The sequence below is a fragment of the Amycolatopsis alba DSM 44262 genome (assembly GCF_000384215.1).
Classification (GTDB): Bacteria; Actinomycetota; Actinomycetes; order Mycobacteriales; family Pseudonocardiaceae; genus Amycolatopsis; species Amycolatopsis alba.
Window position 1 is genome coordinate 9,511,028 of record NZ_KB913032.1, and the last position, 17,803, is coordinate 9,528,830.

At 71.0% G+C, this 17,803-nt stretch carries 15 protein-coding genes; 4 read left to right on the plus strand and 11 right to left on the minus strand.

The window, feature by feature from the left end; genetic code table 11:
• Positions 1-114: 114 nt before the first annotated feature.
• Positions 115-666, minus strand: a complete 552-nt coding sequence (locus AMYAL_RS0143885; protein ID WP_020637669.1) for a CGNR zinc finger domain-containing protein — start codon at positions 664-666, stop codon at positions 115-117.
• A 22-nt stretch (positions 667-688) separates the two neighbouring features.
• Here AMYAL_RS0143885 and AMYAL_RS0143890 point away from each other — a divergent pair, with 22 nt between their 5' ends.
• Positions 689-1,867: an MFS transporter gene (locus AMYAL_RS0143890; protein ID WP_026467956.1), complete on the plus strand. Its 1,179-nt coding sequence runs from the start codon at positions 689-691 to the stop codon at positions 1,865-1,867.
• Here the strand turns inward: AMYAL_RS0143890 and AMYAL_RS0143895 are convergent.
• Complete coding sequence (locus AMYAL_RS0143895; RefSeq protein WP_020637671.1) at positions 1,836-2,204, minus strand: Rv2175c family DNA-binding protein; 369 nt, start codon at positions 2,202-2,204, stop codon at positions 1,836-1,838. The two genes, AMYAL_RS0143890 and AMYAL_RS0143895, sit on opposite strands and share 32 nt — an antisense overlap.
• 184 nt (positions 2,205-2,388) lie before the next feature.
• On the opposite strand from AMYAL_RS0143895, the gene AMYAL_RS0143900 reads away from it, so the two are divergent.
• A complete protein-coding gene (locus AMYAL_RS0143900) occupies positions 2,389-4,440 on the plus strand; it encodes a Stk1 family PASTA domain-containing Ser/Thr kinase (RefSeq protein ID WP_020637672.1) in 2,052 nt (683 codons plus the stop codon).
• Between the two features lie 130 nt (positions 4,441-4,570).
• Entirely contained in the window at positions 4,571-5,362 is a 792-nt protein-coding gene (locus AMYAL_RS0143905; RefSeq protein ID WP_020637673.1) for a hypothetical protein, read from the plus strand.
• Between the two features lie 111 nt (positions 5,363-5,473).
• On the opposite strand, the gene AMYAL_RS0143910 is transcribed toward AMYAL_RS0143905, so the two are convergent.
• The gene (locus AMYAL_RS0143910; protein WP_020637674.1) at positions 5,474-6,307 is read right to left on the minus strand and encodes an NAD(P)H-binding protein; all 834 of its coding nucleotides are present in this window, start codon (positions 6,305-6,307) and stop codon (positions 5,474-5,476) included.
• 95 nt (positions 6,308-6,402) lie between these two features.
• On the opposite strand from AMYAL_RS0143910, the gene AMYAL_RS0143915 reads away from it, so the two are divergent.
• Positions 6,403-7,152, plus strand: a complete 750-nt coding sequence (locus tag AMYAL_RS0143915; protein ID WP_026467957.1) for a TetR/AcrR family transcriptional regulator — start codon at positions 6,403-6,405, stop codon at positions 7,150-7,152.
• Between the two features lie 7 nt (positions 7,153-7,159).
• Here the strand turns inward: AMYAL_RS0143915 and AMYAL_RS0143920 are convergent, their stop codons facing one another.
• The 8 genes from AMYAL_RS0143920 to AMYAL_RS0143955 are packed head-to-tail and all read right to left on the minus strand — an operon-like array spanning position 7,160 to position 17,536.
• A complete protein-coding gene (locus AMYAL_RS0143920) occupies positions 7,160-7,996 on the minus strand; it encodes a cell division protein FtsQ/DivIB (protein ID WP_026467958.1) in 837 nt (278 codons plus the stop codon).
• Between the two features lie 25 nt (positions 7,997-8,021).
• A complete protein-coding gene (murC, locus tag AMYAL_RS0143925) occupies positions 8,022-9,431 on the minus strand; it encodes a UDP-N-acetylmuramate--L-alanine ligase (RefSeq protein ID WP_020637677.1) in 1,410 nt (469 codons plus the stop codon).
• Complete coding sequence (gene murG / locus AMYAL_RS0143930) at positions 9,424-10,551, minus strand: undecaprenyldiphospho-muramoylpentapeptide beta-N-acetylglucosaminyltransferase (protein WP_020637678.1); 1,128 nt, start codon at positions 10,549-10,551, stop codon at positions 9,424-9,426. Before murG ends, murC begins: the two co-directional genes overlap by 8 nt.
• Entirely contained in the window at positions 10,548-12,026 is a 1,479-nt protein-coding gene (ftsW, locus tag AMYAL_RS0143935; protein WP_020637679.1) for a putative lipid II flippase FtsW, read from the minus strand. Before ftsW ends, murG begins: the two co-directional genes overlap by 4 nt.
• Positions 12,013-13,416, minus strand: coding sequence for a UDP-N-acetylmuramoyl-L-alanine--D-glutamate ligase (gene murD, locus AMYAL_RS0143940; RefSeq protein WP_020637680.1), 1,404 nt, complete (start codon positions 13,414-13,416; stop codon positions 12,013-12,015). Before murD ends, ftsW begins: the two co-directional genes overlap by 14 nt.
• A 3-nt stretch (positions 13,417-13,419) precedes the next feature.
• Positions 13,420-14,505 carry a phospho-N-acetylmuramoyl-pentapeptide-transferase gene (gene mraY / locus AMYAL_RS0143945; RefSeq protein ID WP_005156455.1) on the minus strand — a complete coding sequence of 362 codons (1,086 nt, stop codon included), beginning with the start codon at positions 14,503-14,505 and terminating at the stop codon, positions 13,420-13,422.
• Entirely contained in the window at positions 14,502-16,034 is a 1,533-nt protein-coding gene (locus AMYAL_RS0143950; RefSeq protein ID WP_020637681.1) for a UDP-N-acetylmuramoyl-tripeptide--D-alanyl-D-alanine ligase, read from the minus strand. The genes mraY and AMYAL_RS0143950 overlap by 4 nt, the downstream gene beginning before the upstream one ends.
• The gene (locus AMYAL_RS0143955) at positions 16,031-17,536 is read right to left on the minus strand and encodes a UDP-N-acetylmuramoyl-L-alanyl-D-glutamate--2,6-diaminopimelate ligase (RefSeq protein ID WP_020637682.1); all 1,506 of its coding nucleotides are present in this window, start codon (positions 17,534-17,536) and stop codon (positions 16,031-16,033) included. The genes AMYAL_RS0143950 and AMYAL_RS0143955 overlap by 4 nt, the downstream gene beginning before the upstream one ends.
• Positions 17,537-17,803 lie beyond the last annotated feature (267 nt).

A 17,803-nucleotide genomic window follows, 5' to 3' on the forward strand; every position in this document is an offset into this window, starting at 1 on the left:
CCGTGAAGGCCTCCTTCCCTACTCTCAAGGTAGGGAAGGAGGCCTTCACGGACAGTGCGGCTGAATGGACGACAGGCGTGACTGGCTGGACGACACGCTTGGCTCTGCTCGCCCTCACGAGCGTTTCCGGCGGTGCGCCGCGACCCGCTCCCGAGTGGCGCACCGAGTCGAGCAGTACCGGCGCGGGCTCCCTCCGCCCAAGTGCGCGAAGGGTTTCCCACAGCCCGAAGCTGCACACAGCCCACCCGGCGGCGCCTGACGGTCCGCCAGCAGGACCGCCAGCACCAGCGCGGACGACGTCACCAGCCACGCGCCCCACGGTCCGTCGTCGGCGGCGTCCACGTGCAGATGCCAGCCGAACCCGGCGTCGTGGTCGGTCAGCCGCGGCGCGTGCGCGTAGCGGGCCAGCAGCCGGTTCAGCACCCCGGCCGCCTCCGCGGCGTCCCGCGCCGCGAAGACCTCACGCAGCTCCGAAGCCGCTTCACGCAACGAAGCGACATCCGAAGGCCCCAGCTCGACAGAGGTCTCGCCGTGCGCCTCCAGCACGGACCGGACCGCAGAAACCGAGGGCTCCGGAACGAGCAGGACCGCCAGCAGGTCGACCGCCCGCTGCGCCCCCGCGCGCGCCGAACGGCCGGGTAGGAAATCCTGCTGCGCCGAAGTCATACCCCACTGTAACGTCTTGATTATGAGAAGCCGTTACAGGCTAGCCGTCTACTTGACCGGCGCGACGGTCGCCAGGACCGGCGACGAGCTGTCCGGACCCGCGTTGCTCTTGCTGGGGCTCAGCGTCGACGGCTCGGCAGCCACCGGGTCCGCACTGCTCGCGGGCCTGACGATCTCGGCCGCGGCGGGCGGGCCGCTGCTCGGCGCGCTGCTCGACCGCAGTCCCCGGCCGGGTCGGCTGCTGGCGTGGGCGTTGCTGGCCTACGCGGGCGGGCTCGGGGCGGTGCTCGCCCTCGTCGAAGTCCCGGCCGCGATCGCGGTGGCCGTCGCGGCCGGGCTGCTCAACCCCGCCTTGGCGGGCGGATGGACGGCGCAGCTGCCGAATGTCCGCGGCGGGACACCGCTGGCGAGGGCGAGCGCGCTGGACGCGATGACGTTCACCGCCGCGAGCCTCGCCGGGCCGGGACTCGCCGGGCTCGTGGCCGCGTACGCCGGCGCTCCGGCCGCGGTCGCCGTCGCGATCACGCTGGTCGCGGTGGCGTTCCCGGCGGCCTGGTCGCTGCCCGCCGTCGAAGCGAAGCCCGCGAAACCGATCCTTCGCCGGCTCGCCGACGGGTTCGCGGTCCTCTTCCGCAACCGCTCGCTGCTGAGGGCCACCGCGACGTCCACGGTGTCCTTCGTCGGGATCGGGGTCGCCTTGGTCTGCTATCCGCTGCTCGGCGCCCAGCGGCTGGGGAATCCGGGTTTCGGCGCGCTCCTGCTCACCGTGCTGGCCGCCGCGTCACTGATCGCGAACGCCGTACTGGCCCGCAAACCACCACCGCCGGACAGCACCGTGCTCGTCACCACCGTCCTGCTGGGCGCGAGTTTTCTGCTCGCGGCGACCGGCGACGACGCGGTGACCCTGCTGGCCGCGGCCGTACTCGCCGGTTTCGCCGAGGGACCACAACTTTCGGCGCTTTTCGCCATCCGGCATCGCGAAGCGCCCGCGGACGTCCGGGCTCAGGTTTTCACGACGGCTGCGAGCGTGAAGATCACCGGACTCGCGACGGGAGCGGCGGCAGCAGGACCGCTGAGCGCACTCTCCGTAACCGCCGCCTTGAGTGCCGCGGCGGGTTGTCAGCTGCTCGCGGCTGCGACGTATGTACTGGTCAAACCGTCCGGGCGGACTAGAACGCCATCGCCTGAGCGCGCCGCTTGACCTCGGTGCCGTGGCTGGTGCGCAGCGCGTTGACCGGGGTGGCCCCCGGCAGCGTGTCGTCCTCGGCGAAGAGCCAGCGCAACATCTCCGTCCGGCTGAAGCCGGAATCCGCGAGCACGGTGATCGTGCCCGCCAGGCCCTTGACCACGCCGTCCTTCACCAGGAACGCGGCCGGGACGTACAGGTCGCCCTTGCGCCGGACGGCGATCAGGTGACCGTCGCGCAACATCTGGCGGACCTTGTTGGCCGAAACGTTCAGCGCGGTCGCGACCTCCGTGATCGGGAGAACGGCCACATCTGCATCGAGAACGTCGTCGGCGACGGGAATACCACTCACAGGTGACACTGTGCCACATTCCGTCTTCCGCTCCGTTAGTACGCTTGGGTGACGACCCGGCCATGACGGAACGTGTCCGACTGGTCACGCATACCACCGTTTCGACGAATTGCCGGAAATCGTGATCCTCGGCGAGCCAGGTCCCGTACACCAGAACATGGGTACTTCCGTACGATCCATAGCCGTGACACGCACGGATCCCACGTTGGTGGGCACTCTGCTCGAGGGCCGCTACCGGGTGGACAAGCTGCTCGCACGCGGTGGGATGTCGTCGGTGTACCGCGGCGTCGACACCCGCCTGGACCGCCAGGTCGCCATCAAGATCATGGACCCGCGGTTCGCCGACGACCGCTCGTTCGTCGAGCGCTTCGAACGGGAGGCCCGCTCGGCGGCCCGGCTGCACCACCCGCACGTGGTGGCGGTGCACGACCAGGGCTTCGACACCCCCGGCGGCGAGGAGTCCGGCCGCGCGTTCCTGGTGATGGAACTCGTCGACGGCGGGACCCTGCGCGAACTGCTCACCGAACGCGGCCCGCTGGACGTCGCGCTCGCGCTGAGCATCGCCGAACCGGTGCTGTCCGCGCTCGCCGCGGCGCACGCCGCCGGACTGGTGCACCGCGACGTCAAACCGGAGAACGTGCTCATCGGCCGCGGCGGCACGGCGCTTTCGGGCGGCGTGGTCAAGGTGGGCGACTTCGGCCTGGTCCGCGCGGTCGCGAGCGCGGGCACCACGAGTTCGAGCGTCATCCTCGGCACCGTCGCCTACGTCTCGCCCGAACAGGTCTCCACCGGCGCGACCACGTCCAGCGGCGACGTCTACTCGGCCGGGATCCTGCTGTACGAAATGCTCACCGGACGCGCGCCCTACACCGGCGACACCGCGATCTCGGTGGCGTACCGGCACGTCAACGACGACGTCCCGCGCCCGAGCGAACTGCGCCCGGACATCCCGCCGATGCTGGACGAGCTGATCCTGCGCGCCACCAGGCGCGATCCCGGCCAGCGCCCGGCCGACGCCTCGGCGTTCCTCGCCGAACTGAACCACCTGCGCACCGCCCTCGGTGTCCCGCCGGTCCCGGTACCCGTGCCGCTGCCCGCGGACGCCGACCGGGAGACCGACGCCGAGCGCACCACCCCCGGCATCCCGGCCGTCCCGGCGGCGAGCCCGACCGCGGCGACGACGGTGCTGACGCCGGTCGCCGAAGCGACCATGCCGGTCACCGGACCGCGCGGAACGCAGGCGATGCAGCGGGAGCCCCACTTCGCCGCCCAGCCGCCCCGGACCTCTCCACCGCGTCCCAAACCACCCGCGGACGACGAGAAGCCGGGGTCGCGCAAGCGCCTCTACCTGATGATCGCGGCCGCCGTGGTGATCCTCGGCGGCCTGATCGGCGCGTTCGCCTTCATCCTCAACGACACCGGCCCGACGTCGTCGTCGGTGCCGAAGCTGGCCGGGATGAACCAGGCCGCCGCCGGTGACGCGCTCCGGTCGGCGAAGCTGACCCCCGCCTACACCGAGGAGTACAGCGACACCGCCGCGCAGCACACGGTGATCCGGTCCGACCCCGCGGCGGGCACGTCGCTCGCGCCGGGCGCCACGGTCAACGTCGTGCTGTCGAAGGGCCGCCCGATCGTGCCGGACATCCAGGCCGGCACGAGCCAGCAGGACGCGGAGACGGCGATCAAGGCCGCGCAGCTGACCCCGGCCCAGGGCGAGCAGGAGTACAGCGACGTCGCCAAGGGCAAGGTGATCCGCGTCGACCCGAGCCCCGGTTCGCAGCTGAACATCGGCGGGCAGGTCACGCTCATCCTGTCGAAGGGCCCCGAGCCGCTGCCGCCGGTCCCGGACGTCACGGGCCAGGCCAAGGACGCCGCCTTCCAGATCCTGCAGCAGGCCGGGTTCCAGCCGTTCCAGGCAGGCGAGGAGTTCTCGGACCAGTTCGTCGCCGGGCAGGTGATCCGCACCGACCCGAAGGGCGGCGGCAAGGCGAGCAACCGCCGGATCGGCGTATTCGTTTCGAACGCCGTCGAAGTACCGAATGTGACCTTCAAGCGGTGGGAAGAGGCGGTCCAGATCCTGCGCCAGGCGGGGCTGGACGCCGACCGTGAGGGTCACGGAAACGGCAATGGCCACGGCGGCGGAAACGGTGGTTTCGACTTCGTCGTGCAGCAGGATCCGCAGCCGGGCGCCAAGGTGCCGAAGGGCACGAAAGTGCGGCTCAGGGTCTTCGGGTGACGCGAAAGGTGCGGTGAAACCGTTCAGTACCGGCGCGGTCATCGGATACCGTGAACCGCATGGTGGTCGTTGACGACGTGAGCGGCAGGTCGGACAGGTTCACCTCGCGTCCGGTCGCACCCGGTCCACGATGAGCTTCTTCACGGACAGCCCCCGCGGCCGCCCTCTCTTCCCGGTGCCGGAGCAGGAGCTGTTCGGCTACAACGGCCGCCCGTGGGTGGAATCGCCGCACGAGTACATCGTCCCGGCGATCCTGCCCTGGTCGATGCCGCTGGGCCGCGCCGAACGGACCATCGTGGCGCTGCGCGGCATCGAGGTGTGGCCGGAGTCGGTGACCTTCCAGCTGTCGGTGTACGCGCGGGATCTCTTGCTGGACGAGCCCGGCGAAGGCCTGATCGACCATCGACGGGTCCCGGACTACAACGCGCTGCTGGTCGGGGTGCTGTTCCCCGACGGCCGCCGGGCCAGTTCGGAGACCATCTCCGTGCCGTCCGCCGCCAAACCGGATCAGCCGGTACTGCGCGCGCAGGGGCTGGGCGGCACGTCGTTCCACGTCGACCACGAGATCTTCCTGTGGCCGCTGCCGCCCGACGGGCCGCTGGAGTTCATCGTCCAGTGGCTCGACCGCGACATCGAGGAGACGCGCACCCCGCTCGACGGCACCGCGATCCGCGACGCCGCCAAGGAGGCGAGCGAGATCTGGCCCGGCCTGCCCGCGCGGGAGGCGCACGGGCTGCCGTTCCGCCGGGTCGGGGCGCAGGCGATGATCACCCCCGCCTGGCCCCGCGAGTCACAGGCGCCGCCTCCACTTCCCCAGCCGAAACGCACGTCACCGCCGTCGCCACCGCCCGCTCAAGCGACGGCGGACCAGCCGCGACGCGGTGCGCCGCTGCCGACCCGCCTCCCCCGCCGGGCTCGCTGACGTATCTCGCGTGTCCCTGGCCGTGACTCGCGTGCTTGAAGCCGGAACACAGGAGTTCCGCCTCCAAGCACGTGAGTTACGTCCTCAAGCACGTGAGTTCCGGGTGATGGCTCAGCGGAACGCTTCGACGTTCGCCACGGCCCATTCCGCATAGGTGACACCGGGCCGTCCAGTGAGCTCCTGGACGACACCCGTCGGCTTGTCGGGGTTCTCGGTGAAGTACGCGAAGCCGTCGAGGAGCCACTCCGCGATCTCCGCCGGGATCCCGGCGCCGGCCCACTGCTTCTCCGCCTCTTCACGGGTGAGCTCCTGAAAGGTCACCTTCTCGCCGAGCGCGGCCGAGATGGCGGCGACCTGTTCACGCTGACTGATCGCCGTCGGGCCGCTCAACGTGTGCTTCTTGCCGACGTGCCCCTCGGTCAGGAGGACGTGCGCCGCGACGGCGGCGATGTCCGCGAGGTCGATCGGCGTCATCGTCGCTTCGGCGTAGGCGTCGCGGACCACCCGCTCGGCCTTGATCGTCTCCGCCCAGCCGAGGGTGTTGTTCATGAACGCGCCCGGCCGCAGGAACGTCCAGTCGAACTCCGCCTCCCGGACCGCCTTCTCGATGATCGCGTACGCCACACCGCTCGAGTTCTCCACCGGGTCGTCGGCGTTGCTGCCCGACAGCGCCACCACCCGGCGCACCCCTGCCTCCTTCGCCAGCTTCACGAAGTCGTCGACCGTGTCCGCCAGAGGCGCCAGGTACACGGTCTCGATGCCTTCGAGGGCTTCCGGCAGGGTCTCCGGCTTGCCCAGATAGCCCTTGGCGACCTCCACCTGCTCCGGGAGCGCCGCCTTCACCGGGTTGACGGTCAGCGCCCGCACCGGCGCCCCGGCCTTCACCAGTTCGTTGACCAGCAGCCTGCCGACGCTTCCGGTCGCACCGGTCACCAGGATCGTCACGATTCCCCACTCCTTTTCGTACGTCCTACGGTAATGCTTTAACCGTACCTCATACGAGAATGTAGAATCCAGTTTCACGGCCGAGTGGAGTGTGGATGGACTTCGAGCGCAGCCTCGAACTGTTGTGGCGTGACAGCGGCGAGACCCGGCAGCCGACCAGGGGGCGGAAGCCGAAACTGACCCTCGACCAGGTGATCGCCACCGCCGTCGCGCTCGCCGACGGCGCGGGCGAGGCGACCGTGTCGATGAGCCAGATCGCCAAGGAGCTCGGCGCCGGCACGATGACGCTCTACACCTACGTCCCCGGCAAGACGGAACTGCTCGACCTCATGGTGGACTCGGTGCTCGCCGAACGCGACCTCCCCGGCCCCGGCGCCCCGCGGCCCGACGGCTGGCGCGAGCAGGTGCGGCTCTACGCCGAACGCACGCTGGCCGTGTTCCGGGCGCATCCGTGGCTGCGCTCGACGTCGATGGTGCGACCGGTGCTCGGGCCGGGGCTGATGGCGGGCCAGGAGTACCTGATCGCGGCCGTGTCGGACATCGGGCTGCCCCCGCGCAAGGCGGCGGCCGCCGCGAACAGCATCGAGATCTACGTCCAGGCGAACGCGACCCTGTTCGCCGAGACGGCGCAGGTCGAGCAGCAGACCGGGCAGACGACCGACGCCTGGTGGGGGCAGCGGTCGGTGTTCTGGGAGAAGTACTTCGACGTCAAGCGGCATCCGGCGATGACGCGACTGTGGGAAAGCGGCGGCTACGAGGCGGAGACCTGCGAAGCCGCCGACGAGGCCTTCACGTTCGGGCTCGAGCGCATGCTGGACGGCATCGAAGCGCTCGTCGCCCGCTGAGCGCGGTTCAGGAGACGGTGGGCAGATCCGGCGCCGAGACGTCGAAGACCTTGCCCTCGCGCGTGAGCAGCGCGGCCAGGACCTTCGCCTTGCGTTCGGTGTCCGCCGAGGTCCCCCACCGCACGGTTTTCCCGTCGGCCAGCGTGAACTCGACGCTGCCGGGCGTCTTCGCCGTCGCGGTGGTGACCTGTTTGAGCAGCTGCTGCGGGATGACGCCGAGGACGCCTGTCACCGCACGGGTCACCGGGTCGTCGGCCGACACCGACGGCAGCTTGAGCTCGGGCAGTCCCGCGGGCCGTTCCTTGACCGTCTTGAACACGACCGCCGCGCCGTCGACGAGGTGCACACCGTCGCCGCCGGGGCCGCTGTCGAAGAAGGCGATCGCGGCGCGTTCGGTCACGGTGATCTCGAGGGTGCCCGGCCAGGACCGGGAGACGTCGACGGTGGCGATACCGGGCATCTGCGCCACCCGGTCCCGGATCTCGTCGGTGTCCACGCGCAGCATCGGTTTCTGGTCCGGCACCGCCGCCGTGGCACGGATCTGTTCCGCGGGCACGGAATTCGCCCCGGCGACGTCCACCTGCCGCACGCCCAGCATCGAGCTGAACCACAGCAGGTAGACGAGAGCGGCGATGGTCAGCAGCGAAAGCACTGCGACCCAGCGCCGCCGCATCTCCTTGTGCCGGGCAGGACGGGCTGTGCGGTGGCGGTCGTGCACGGACCGCCTGCCGCGCCGCTCCTTCAGCCGTTGTGTCCGCTCGGCCCGTGGAGTCCGCTTGACCCGTTCGCCGCGCGGACGCCGACCGGGTTCGGCCGGGCGGCGGCGTTCCCCGGTCTGTGTCATGGCTGCCCGCCGGCCGATGTCATGGCTAGCCCGCCCGCCGGTCCAGTTCGGCCAGGATCTCCGGGCCGAGCTGCGTGACGTCGCCCGCGCCCATGGTCACCAGCAGGTCGCCGGGCTTGACCAGGTCCGCCGCGAGTTTCGCCGCGACGTCGAACGCGGGCTGGTAGTGCACGGGGACCCCGGAGATCCGGTCGGCGATGAGCGCGCCGCTCACGCCGGGTTCCGGCTTCTCGCGGGCCCCGAAGACATCCAGCACGACGACCTCGTCGGCCAGCGACAGCGCGGCCGCGAACTCGTTCGAGAACGTCTTCGTGCGCGAGTACAGATGCGGCTGGAAGACCACGACGACCCGGCCCGTGCCGGCGGCCGTCCGCACCGCGCGCAGCTGCGCGTCGACCTCGGTCGGGTGGTGCGCGTAGTCGTCGTACACCCGGACGTCGCCCGAGCGGCCCTTGAACTCGAACCGCCGCCGGACACCGCCGAACGCGGCGAGCCCGTCGGCGAGCCCGTCGACCGGCGCGCCGAGTTCGATCCCGGCCAGCAGGGCGGCGATCGCGTTCAGCGCCATGTGTTCGCCCGGCACCGCGACCCGGAGGACGATTTCCTCGCCCTGCAAGGAGATCCGGACAACGCCACCGTCCGGTGCGGGCACGAAGTCCAGGACCTTGGCGTCGTCGGCACCGGTGACCGAACGCCCGTAGCGGCGGACGCGGATGCCCTGCGCCGAAGCCTGCGTGCCCAGCGCGTCGGCGCCTTCGTCGTCACCGCAGACGACGAGCAGCCCGCCCGGTTCGATCCGGCCGAGGAAGTCGGTGAACACCGAGACGTACGCCTCGGCCGTGCCGTGGTGGTCCAGGTGGTCCGGCTCGACGTTCGTCACCACGGCGACCGACGGCGAGTAGGCCAGGAACGACCCGTCGCTCTCGTCGGCCTCGGCGACGAAGACACCGCCCTCGCCGTGGTGCGCGTTCGCGCCCGACTCGTTGAGGTCGCCGCCGATGGCGAACGACGGGTCGAGGTGGCAATGCTGCAGCGCGACGGTCAGCATCGACGTCGTCGACGTCTTGCCGTGCGTCCCGGCAATGCAGGCGACGCGGTGGCCTTCCATCAGCCCGGCCAGCGCCTGCGCGCGGTGCAGCACGGTGATCCCGCGGTCCCGCGCGGCCACCAGTTCCGGGTTGTCGTCCTTGATGGCGGTCGACACGATCACCGAGGACGGGCCCTCGGGGAACGCGTCGAGGTTCTCGGCGCTCTGGCCGACGGCGATCTCGGCGCCCTGGGCACGCAGCGAAAGGAAAGCGCGCGACTCCTTGGCGTCAGAACCGGAGACCTTGGCCCCGCGGGCCAGCAGGATCCGGGCGATACCGCTCATCCCGGCGCCGCCGATCCCGATCAGGTGGGCACGCGTGAGCGTGTCGGGGAGTTGGTCAGGCACCTGCGGCCTCCAGCACGATCTTGGCAAGGGTCTCGTCGGCCTCGCGGTGGCCGAGGCCGACGGCGGCCGCGCTCATCTTCGTGATCCGGCCGGCGTCGGACACCAGCGGGATCACCAGTTCCGCGACCTTGGCGGGGGTGAGGTCGGCGTCGGCGACCATCAGCCCGGCGCCCGCGTCGACCGCGGGGCGGGCGTTGACCGCCTGTTCGCCGTTGCCGTACGGCAGCGGGACGAACACCGCGGGCAGGCCGACGGCGGAGACCTCCGCGACGGTCATCGCGCCGGACCGGCACAGCACCGCGTCGGCGGCGGCGTAGGCCAGGTCCATGCGCTCCAGGTACGGCACCGGGACATACGCGGGCTTGCCGGGGAATTCCTGGACGACCAGCGTGTTCTTCGGCCCGTGGGCGTGCAGGACACCGACACCGGCGTCCGCGAACTCCTTGGCCGCGCCGGAGACCGCGCCGTTGATCGACACCGCGCCCTGCGAACCGCCGAAGACCAGCAGTGTCGGGGCGTCGGGGTCGAGGCCGAAGAACTCACGGGCCTCGGCGCGCAGCGCGGCCCTGTCGAGCGAGGTGATGGAACGGCGCAGCGGGATGCCGACGACCTCGGCCTTCGCCAGTGGCGTTCCAGGGACGGCGACGGCGACACGGACGGCGAACCGCGCGCCGACCTTGTTCGCCAAGCCCGGCTTCTCGTTGGCCTCGTGCACGACGATCGGCGTACGCCCGCGCGCGGCGAGGTACGCGGGAAGCGCGACGTAACCACCGAAGCCGACGACGACGTCCGCGCCGACGCGCTCCAGGATCTCGCGGGTGCGCTTGACCGAGTCCCGGACCTTGAGCGGCATCTTCAGCAGTTCGGGTGTCGGCTTGCGCGGCATCGGGACCGGGGGGATCAGCTCGAGCGGGTAGCCGCGCGCCGGGACGAGCTTGTTCTCCAGCCCGCGCGCGGTGCCCAGCGCGATCACCTTCGCGTCGGGACGCAGGCGCATCACCGCGTCGGCGAGGGCGAGTGCCGGTTCGATGTGCCCTGCGGTACCGCCGCCGGCGACCACGACCACCGGCGCCTTGCCTTCGACCTCGGCTCCGGCGCCACCTCTGACGGGGTTGTTCACCTATGACCTCTCCGGTTTGCGGTACCCCGTTTCGCGGTACCGCGGTTCACCGCGGTTCGCGCGGCCGTCCTCCTGCCGGGTTCCCGTACCGACCGGCGCCGTTCCTGGGCGGGCGAAGGCCTCGCCGTCCTCGGCGCGGGCCTCGCCGCCTTGGCGGCGCCACCTCGGGCCGCGGTGCCCTTCCGCTTGGCGGGCGGGCGGTACGGCTCGGGCGCGGGAAGCCTCAGCAGGCGTCCGAATTTACCTGGCCCCTGCGAGCGCAGTGCGGCCACCGCCTCCGGTTCGTGCCGGGCGGCGTTGGCGAGGATCCCCATGATGAGCATGGTGATCACCAGCGACGTGCCGCCGTAGGAGATCAGCGGCAGCGTGACCCCGGTGACCGGCAGCAGGCCGACGACGTAGCCGATGTTGATCCCCGCCTGCGCGACCAGGAAGACGGTCAGCGTGCCCGCCACGATGCGGATCCACGGGTCGAGGTTCCTGGTCGCGATCCGCAGGCCCACGACGGCGACCCCGGCGAACAGCCCCAGCACCACGACACAGCCGACGAAGCCGAGTTCCTCGCCGATCAGGGCGAAGATGAAGTCGTTCTGCACGTTGGGCAGGTAGCCCCAGTTGGACTGGCCCTGGCCGAGGCCCTTGCCGAGGAAACCGCCGTCGGCGAGCGCGAGTTTCGCCTGGTTGGCCTGGAAGCCGTCCGCGCTGGTGTCCGGGGCGTCGGAGACGAACGACATGACCCGCGCCAGCCGGTACGGGGCGATGATGGCCAGTACCAGCACACCGACGAGACCACCCGCGAGGATGACGCCGAACAGCCGTTTCGGCGCGCCCGCGAACCACAGCAGGGCCAGCAGCACCACCGCGAGGGTGATCGTGCCGCCGAGGTCGGGCTGCATCATGACCAGCGCGAACATCAGCAGCGCGATCGGCACGACCGGGACGAGCAGATGCCGCCACTGGTTGATGATGTTGTACTTGATCACCAGGATGTGCGCGCCCCAGAAGGCCAGCGCCACCTTGGCCGCCTCGACCGGCTGGAAGGCGAACCCGCCGAGCCGGAACCAGCCCTGCGAGCCGTTGAACTCGGAGCCGAGCGGGGTCAGCACCAGCACGAGCAGCCCGAGGCAGACCACGGTCGCCGTCGCCGACAGCCGCCGGACGCGTTCCAGCGGGACCCTCAGCCCGATCCAGAACACCACCGCGCCGATCGCGACGAACATGATGTGCTTGCTGAACTGGGCGTACACGCCGGTGCCGGTCTTCGGGTTGTACGAAGCGACCGACGAAGCCGACAGCACCATCACGGCGCCGATCACGGTCAGCACGCCGGTGAGCGCCAGCACCAGATGGAACGAGGCGAGTGGCCGCGAAAGCCACGCCGTCAGCGCGGTGCGAAAGGCGACGAACGGGCTTTCCTTGCGCTCGCGTCGTTTACGCGGCGCGGCCTCGCGCTTCTTTTCCTCAACCGCCGTCACTGGTCTCCCCCGCACCGTCGCGCAGGACACGGACCGCACGCGCGAACGCGTCGCCGCGCTCGCCGTAGGAGCGGTACATGTCCAACGACGCCGCGGCGGGGGCCAGCAGCACCACATCTCCAGGGCGCGCCAGGGCGCGGGCCGCCTTCACCGCCGCAGTCATGGTGTCATCGTCACCCGAAGGGAGGCTGTTGACCGGGACATCCGGCGCGTGTCGCGCAACAGCGGCGGCGATCACGGGTGAATCCACGCCGAACAGGACGACTCCGCGCAGTCTCCCGGCGATCGAGCCGACGAGTTCGTCCACGGACGCGCCCTTGAGCTGGCCACCGGCGATCCAGACGACGTCCAGATGCGCGCGCAGCGAGCCGCTCGCCGCGTGCGGGTTGGTCGCCTTGGAGTCGTTGATGTACCGGACGCCGTCGATCTCGCCGATCTCCTCGGCCCGGTGCGGGGCGGGCCGGTACTCGCGCAGGCCCTTGGCGACGTCCTCGCCGTTGACGCCGTACGCGCGGGCCAGCGCGGCCGCGGCGAGCGCGTTGGCGACGTTGTGCGGACCGGCGGGCCGGACGTCGGCCAGTGTGCCGAGTTCGTCGGCGGTGGTCGCCGGGTCGGCGACGAAGGCTCGGTCGACCAGCAGGTCCTCCACGATCCCGAGTTCACCGGGGCGCGGGGTGTCCATGCCGAAGGCGACGCGGCGGGCGTCGGCTGGCGCGTGTTCGTCGGCGAGCCGGACGGACCATTCCTCGCCGATGTTGTGCACGACGGTCCGGGAGCGGGTGTGGACCTTCCCCTTCGCCGCCGCGTACTCCGCCATCGAGCCGTGCCAGTCGAGGTGGTCCTCGGCGAGGTTCAGCACCACCGACGCGTGCGGGGCCAGCGTGGACGACCAGTGCAGCTGGAAGCTCGACAGCTCCACGGCGAGCACCTCGTGCCCGGCCCGTACCGCGTCGAGTACCGCGAAACCGACGTTCCCGCAGGCCACGGCGTCGACGCCGGCGGAACGCAGGATCGACTCCAGCATCCCGACCGTGGTGGTCTTGCCGTTGGTGCCGGTGATCGCGAGCCACACCGGCGGCTTGTCGCGCAGCTGCCCGACACGCCACGCCAGCTCGACGTCGCCGATCACCTCGATACCCGCCTCGGCCGCCGCCACCAGCAGCGGCGAGGTCGGCTTCCAGCCGGGGCTGGTCACTACCAGCTCGACCCCTTCGGCCGGTTCCGTCAGGCCCGGCACGAGTTCCGCGCCGAGCCCTTCGAGTTCCGCCAGCCGTTCGGCGTTGCCGTCGGTGACGGTGATCCGCGCGCCGAGGTCGGCCAGGACGGGGACGATGGACTTGCCGGTGACCCCGGCTCCGGCGACGAGGACGTGACGCCCGGCGAGCTCCATGTGCTATCCCCCGAAGCTGAGCTGTTCGCTGTAGAACAGGCCGAGGCCGAACATGCAGCAGATGGCCGACAGCAGCCAGAACCGGATGATGACCGTGGTCTCCGCCCAGCCCGCGAGTTCGAAGTGGTGATGGAACGGCGCCATCCGGAACAGCCGCCGCCTGGTCGTGCGGAACACGGCGATCTGCGCGACCACCGAGATCATCTCGACCATGAACAGACCGCCGATGACGATGGCGAGCAGTTCGGTGCGGGTGGTCATCGACAGTCCGGCGACGAGACCGCCGAGGGCCAGCGAGCCGGTGTCACCCATGAAGATCTTCGCCGGGGCCGCGTTCCACCAGAGGAACCCGACACAGGCGCCGGTCGCCGCCGCGGCCACCACGGCCAGATCCAGCGGGTCACGGACGTCGTAGCAGGCGGTCTGCGGGGAGACCGCGCACGAGAGGCGGGTCTGCCAGAAGGCGATGACGACGTAGGTCGCCAGGACCATCGCCGCGGTGCCGCCGGCGAGACCGTCGAGGCCGTCGGTGAAGTTCACCGCGTTCGACCAGCCCGAGATGACGATGTAGCAGAAGATCACGAAGAACACCGACGGGAAGGTGATCAGCGCGAGGTCCCGCACGTAGGACAGGCTCTCCGACGCCGGGGTCAGCCCGCGCCCGTCGGCGAACTGCAGCGCCAGGATCGCGAAGGCGATCGTGACCACCAGCTGGCCGACCAGTTTCGCGGTCTTGTTCAGCCCGAGGTTGCGCTGCTTGCGGATCTTGATGAAGTCGTCGAGGAAACCGACGATCCCGAGGCCGACGGCCAGCGCGAGGACGAGCAGGCCCGAAGCGGACGGGCCGCCGGTGCCGTTGCCGCCGCTGAGCGCGCTGATCAGATGCGCCACGAAATACCCGACGACCATCGCGACGATGATCGCGACACCACCCATCGTCGGGGTACCGCGTTTGGATTTGTGTCCCTGCGGTCCTTCCTCCCGGATCTCCTGGCCGAAGCCCTGCCGGGAGAAGACCCGGATCAGATAGGGAGTGAGGAGGATGGAGACCAGCAGGCCCGCCGCGGCCGCGATCAGGATGCTGATCACGCGTCACCACCGTTCGAGCGTTCTTGAGAGGGGGAAGGGGGTACTACAGGGGATTCAGCGTTCGTTTCGGGGGAGGCGAGCACGGCGTCGGCCACTCGCCACAGTGCGGCGGCCTTGGACGCTTTCACCAGCACCACGTCTCCCGCGCGGAGCTGATCATGCAGCAGGGCGATGGCGGCCTCGACGTCGGGTACCAGTACCGACTCCTCGCCCCAGGAACCCTCCTGCTGCGCGCCCTGATGCGTGGCCGCGGCGGCCTGGCCGATGACCACGAGCTTGTCGATGTTGAGCCGGACGACGAGCCTGCCGATGCCGTCGTGCGCCGCGACCGAGTCCTCGCCGAGGTCGCCCATCACGCCGAGCACGGCCCAGGACCGGCGCGTCGCGCTCATCGACGCGAGCGCCTTGAGGGCGGCCCGCATCGACTCGGGGCTGGCGTTGAACGAGTCGTTGAGCACCGTGACGCCGTCGGCGCGGGTGGTGACCTCCATACGGCGGTCCGAACGCCGTTCGAGGCTCGACAGGCGGGCCGCGACCTCCTCGGTCGTCGAACCCATCTCCAGTGCGACGGCGGCGGCGCTGAGCGCGTTGGCGACCTGGTGCTCGCCGTAGAGCGGCAGCTTCACCGGCGCCTCGCCGTCCGGGGTGACCAGGCGGAACGACGCGCGCGCTTCGTCGTCGAGGGTGATGTCCACGGCGCGGACCTGCGCGGACGCGCTCTCGCCGACGAACACCACGCGCGCGCTGGTCCGGCTCGCCATCCCCGCGACGTACGGGTCGTCGAGGTTCAGGACCGCGACACCGCCGTCCTCCGCGCTCGGCAGCGCCTCGACCAGCTCGCCCTTGCCCTTCGCGATGCCCTCGCGGGAGCCGAACTCGCCGACGTGCGCGGTGCCGACGTTGAGCACGACCCCGATCCGCGGCGGTGCGATGGCCGCCAGCTCGGCGATGTGACCGGGCCCGCGGGCGGACAGCTCCAGCACCAGCTGCCGGGTCGAGTCGTCGGCCCGCAGCGCCGTCCAGGGGTGGCCCAGCTCGTTGTTGAACGATCCCGGCGGCGCCACCGTCGGGCCGAGGGGCTCCAGCAGCTGGGCGATGATGTCCTTGGTCGAGGTCTTGCCGGCCGAACCGGTGACACCGACGACGGTCAGGTGGTCACCGGAGAGCTTCCGGATCACGTGCCTGGCGAGTTTGGCCAGCGCGGCGAGCACCGCGGCGCCCGCCCCGTCCTTGTCCGAGACCAGCGCGAACGCCCGGTCGTGGGCGACGCCGGCGTCGAGCGGCGGCACGATCACGGCCGGGGCGTCGACCTCACGCGCCGCGAGCACGGCGACGGCGCCGGATTCGACGGCCTGCGCGGCGAAGTCATGGCCGTCGACCTTCGCGCCGGGCAGCGCGATGAACAGGCCGCCCGGCGTGATCTCGCGGGTGTCGAATTCGACGCTTCCGGTGACCTCGGCGGTCCCGTCGGTCCGATGCAGCCTGCCGCCGACGATGGCGGCGATCTCGGCCAGGCTGAGCACGATCACACTGTCTCCAGACGTCTGCGGATGGCGGAAGCCAGCTCGTCCCGGTCGGAGAACGGGTGCACGACACCCTGGATCTCCTGACCGGTCTCGTGGCCCTTGCCCGCGATGAGCACGATGTCGCCGGGCCGGGCGAGCTCGACCGCGTGGACGATGGCTTCGCGGCGGTCGGCGATCTCGAGGATCTCGCCACCCAGGGCGGGTCCTGCGTTGCGGGCGCCGGCCAGCATGGCCGCCCGGATCGCGGCCGGATCCTCCGACCGCGGGTTGTCGTCGGTCACGATCAGCACCTCGCTGCGCCGGACCGCCGCCTCGCCCATCACCGGGCGCTTGGCGGTGTCGCGGTCGCCGCCGCAGCCGAGGACGGTGATGATCCGGCCCTCGGTGCGGGCACGCAGCGCGTCGAGGCCCTGCGCGACCGCGGCCGGTTTGTGCGCGTAGTCGACCACCGCGGTGAACGGCTGGCCGAGGTAGACCCGCTCCATCCGGCCGGGGACCTCGACCGAGGCGAGCCCGGCGACGATGGCTTCGAGCGGGACACCGGCGGTGTTGAGGATCGCGGCCGCGAGCACGGCGTTCGCCACGTTGAACTCACCCGGCAGCGGGATCTTCGCCGACGCGGCGAGACCGTCGGGGCCGTGGAGGGTGAAGGTCTGCTCCCCCGCCGGGGTGGGGGTCAGGTCGGTGGCGCGCCACAGCGCGTCCGTCCCCGGTTCGGTGGAGACGGTCACCGTGTGCGGGGTGAGGAGGGCCTGGCCCCAGGCGCTGTCGACGACGATCACCTCGGCGGTGGAACGGCCGTCGAACAGCAGCGACTTGGCGGCGAAGTACTCCTCCATGTCCTTGTGGAAATCGAGGTGGTCCTGGGAGAGGTTGGTGAAGGCCCCGACCGCGAAGCGCGTGCCGTTGACCCGGCCCAGCGACAGCGCGTGGCTGGAGACCTCCATCGGGACGTGCGTGACCCCGCGTTCCACCATCACCGCCAGGAGCGCCTGCAGATCCGGCGCCTCGGGGGTGGTGAACCCGCTGGCCAGCCGCTCACCCGCGATCCGGGTCTCGACCGTGCCGATCAGCCCGGTGGTGAGCCCGGCCGCCTTGAGCCCGGCGTCGACCAGGTACGACGTCGTGGTCTTGCCGGACGTCCCGGTGATCCCCAGTACGGACAGCTCCAGCGACGGCTCGCCGTAGATCCAGGCGGCGATCTCGCCGAGGGCGGCACGCGGGTCCGGGTGCACCAGGATCGGCACACCGGCGTCGCGGAGCACCGGCCGCTCGGCGCCCGCCTCGTCGGTGAGCACGGCGGCCGCGCCGGCGGCGATGGCCTGATCGCTGAAGTCCGCGCCGTGGGCGCGGGCGCCGGGAAGCGCGGCGAAGAGGTCACCGGGCAGGACGTGCTGCGCGCGCAGCGTGCTGCCCGTGACCGTCAGCTCGGCCGCGGCCGTGTAGTCGTCGTCACCGACGACGAGCCGGGCGCCCGCCCTGGCGAGCAGCGTGCCCAGCGGCATCGGCTCGATCCTGGCCGGACGAGGGGGCGCGGCGACGGCCTTGACCGGGCTGTCCGGGACCTGGGCAGCCGTCGCGCCGGACCCGCTTTCGACGGCGGGACCGCTGCGGGGATCTGAAGTAGGCACCGACACAGCCAAGGAGGTTACCGGCGCGGCATTCGGGTGACTGAAGCGGTGCGGGGTGTAAGCGCGCCGATCATGCTCGTGGTAATGGGTTTCGTGAGCTCTCCTTGGCACGCAAGGACTTCCGACTGTCGCTTGAGGACT

Excerpts from the sequence above, each read along its gene's own strand:
- AMYAL_RS0143885 (WP_020637669.1), bottom strand. The coding sequence starts at position 666 with ATGACTTCGGCGCAGCAGGATTTCCTACCCGGCCGTTCGGCGCGCGCG.
- murD (WP_020637680.1), bottom strand. The coding sequence starts at position 13,416 with ATGGAGCTCGCCGGGCGTCACGTCCTCGTCGCCGGAGCCGGGGTCACC.
- AMYAL_RS0143955 (WP_020637682.1), bottom strand. The coding sequence starts at position 17,536 with ATGCCGCTGGGCACGCTGCTCGCCAGGGCGGGCGCCCGGCTCGTCGTC.
- AMYAL_RS0143920 (WP_026467958.1), bottom strand. The coding sequence starts at position 7,996 with ATGACACAGACCGGGGAACGCCGCCGCCCGGCCGAACCCGGTCGGCGT.
- AMYAL_RS0143905 (WP_020637673.1), top strand. The coding sequence starts at position 4,571 with ATGAGCTTCTTCACGGACAGCCCCCGCGGCCGCCCTCTCTTCCCGGTG.
- AMYAL_RS0143915 (WP_026467957.1), top strand. The coding sequence starts at position 6,403 with ATGGACTTCGAGCGCAGCCTCGAACTGTTGTGGCGTGACAGCGGCGAG.
- AMYAL_RS0143890 (WP_026467956.1), top strand. The coding sequence starts at position 689 with ATGAGAAGCCGTTACAGGCTAGCCGTCTACTTGACCGGCGCGACGGTC.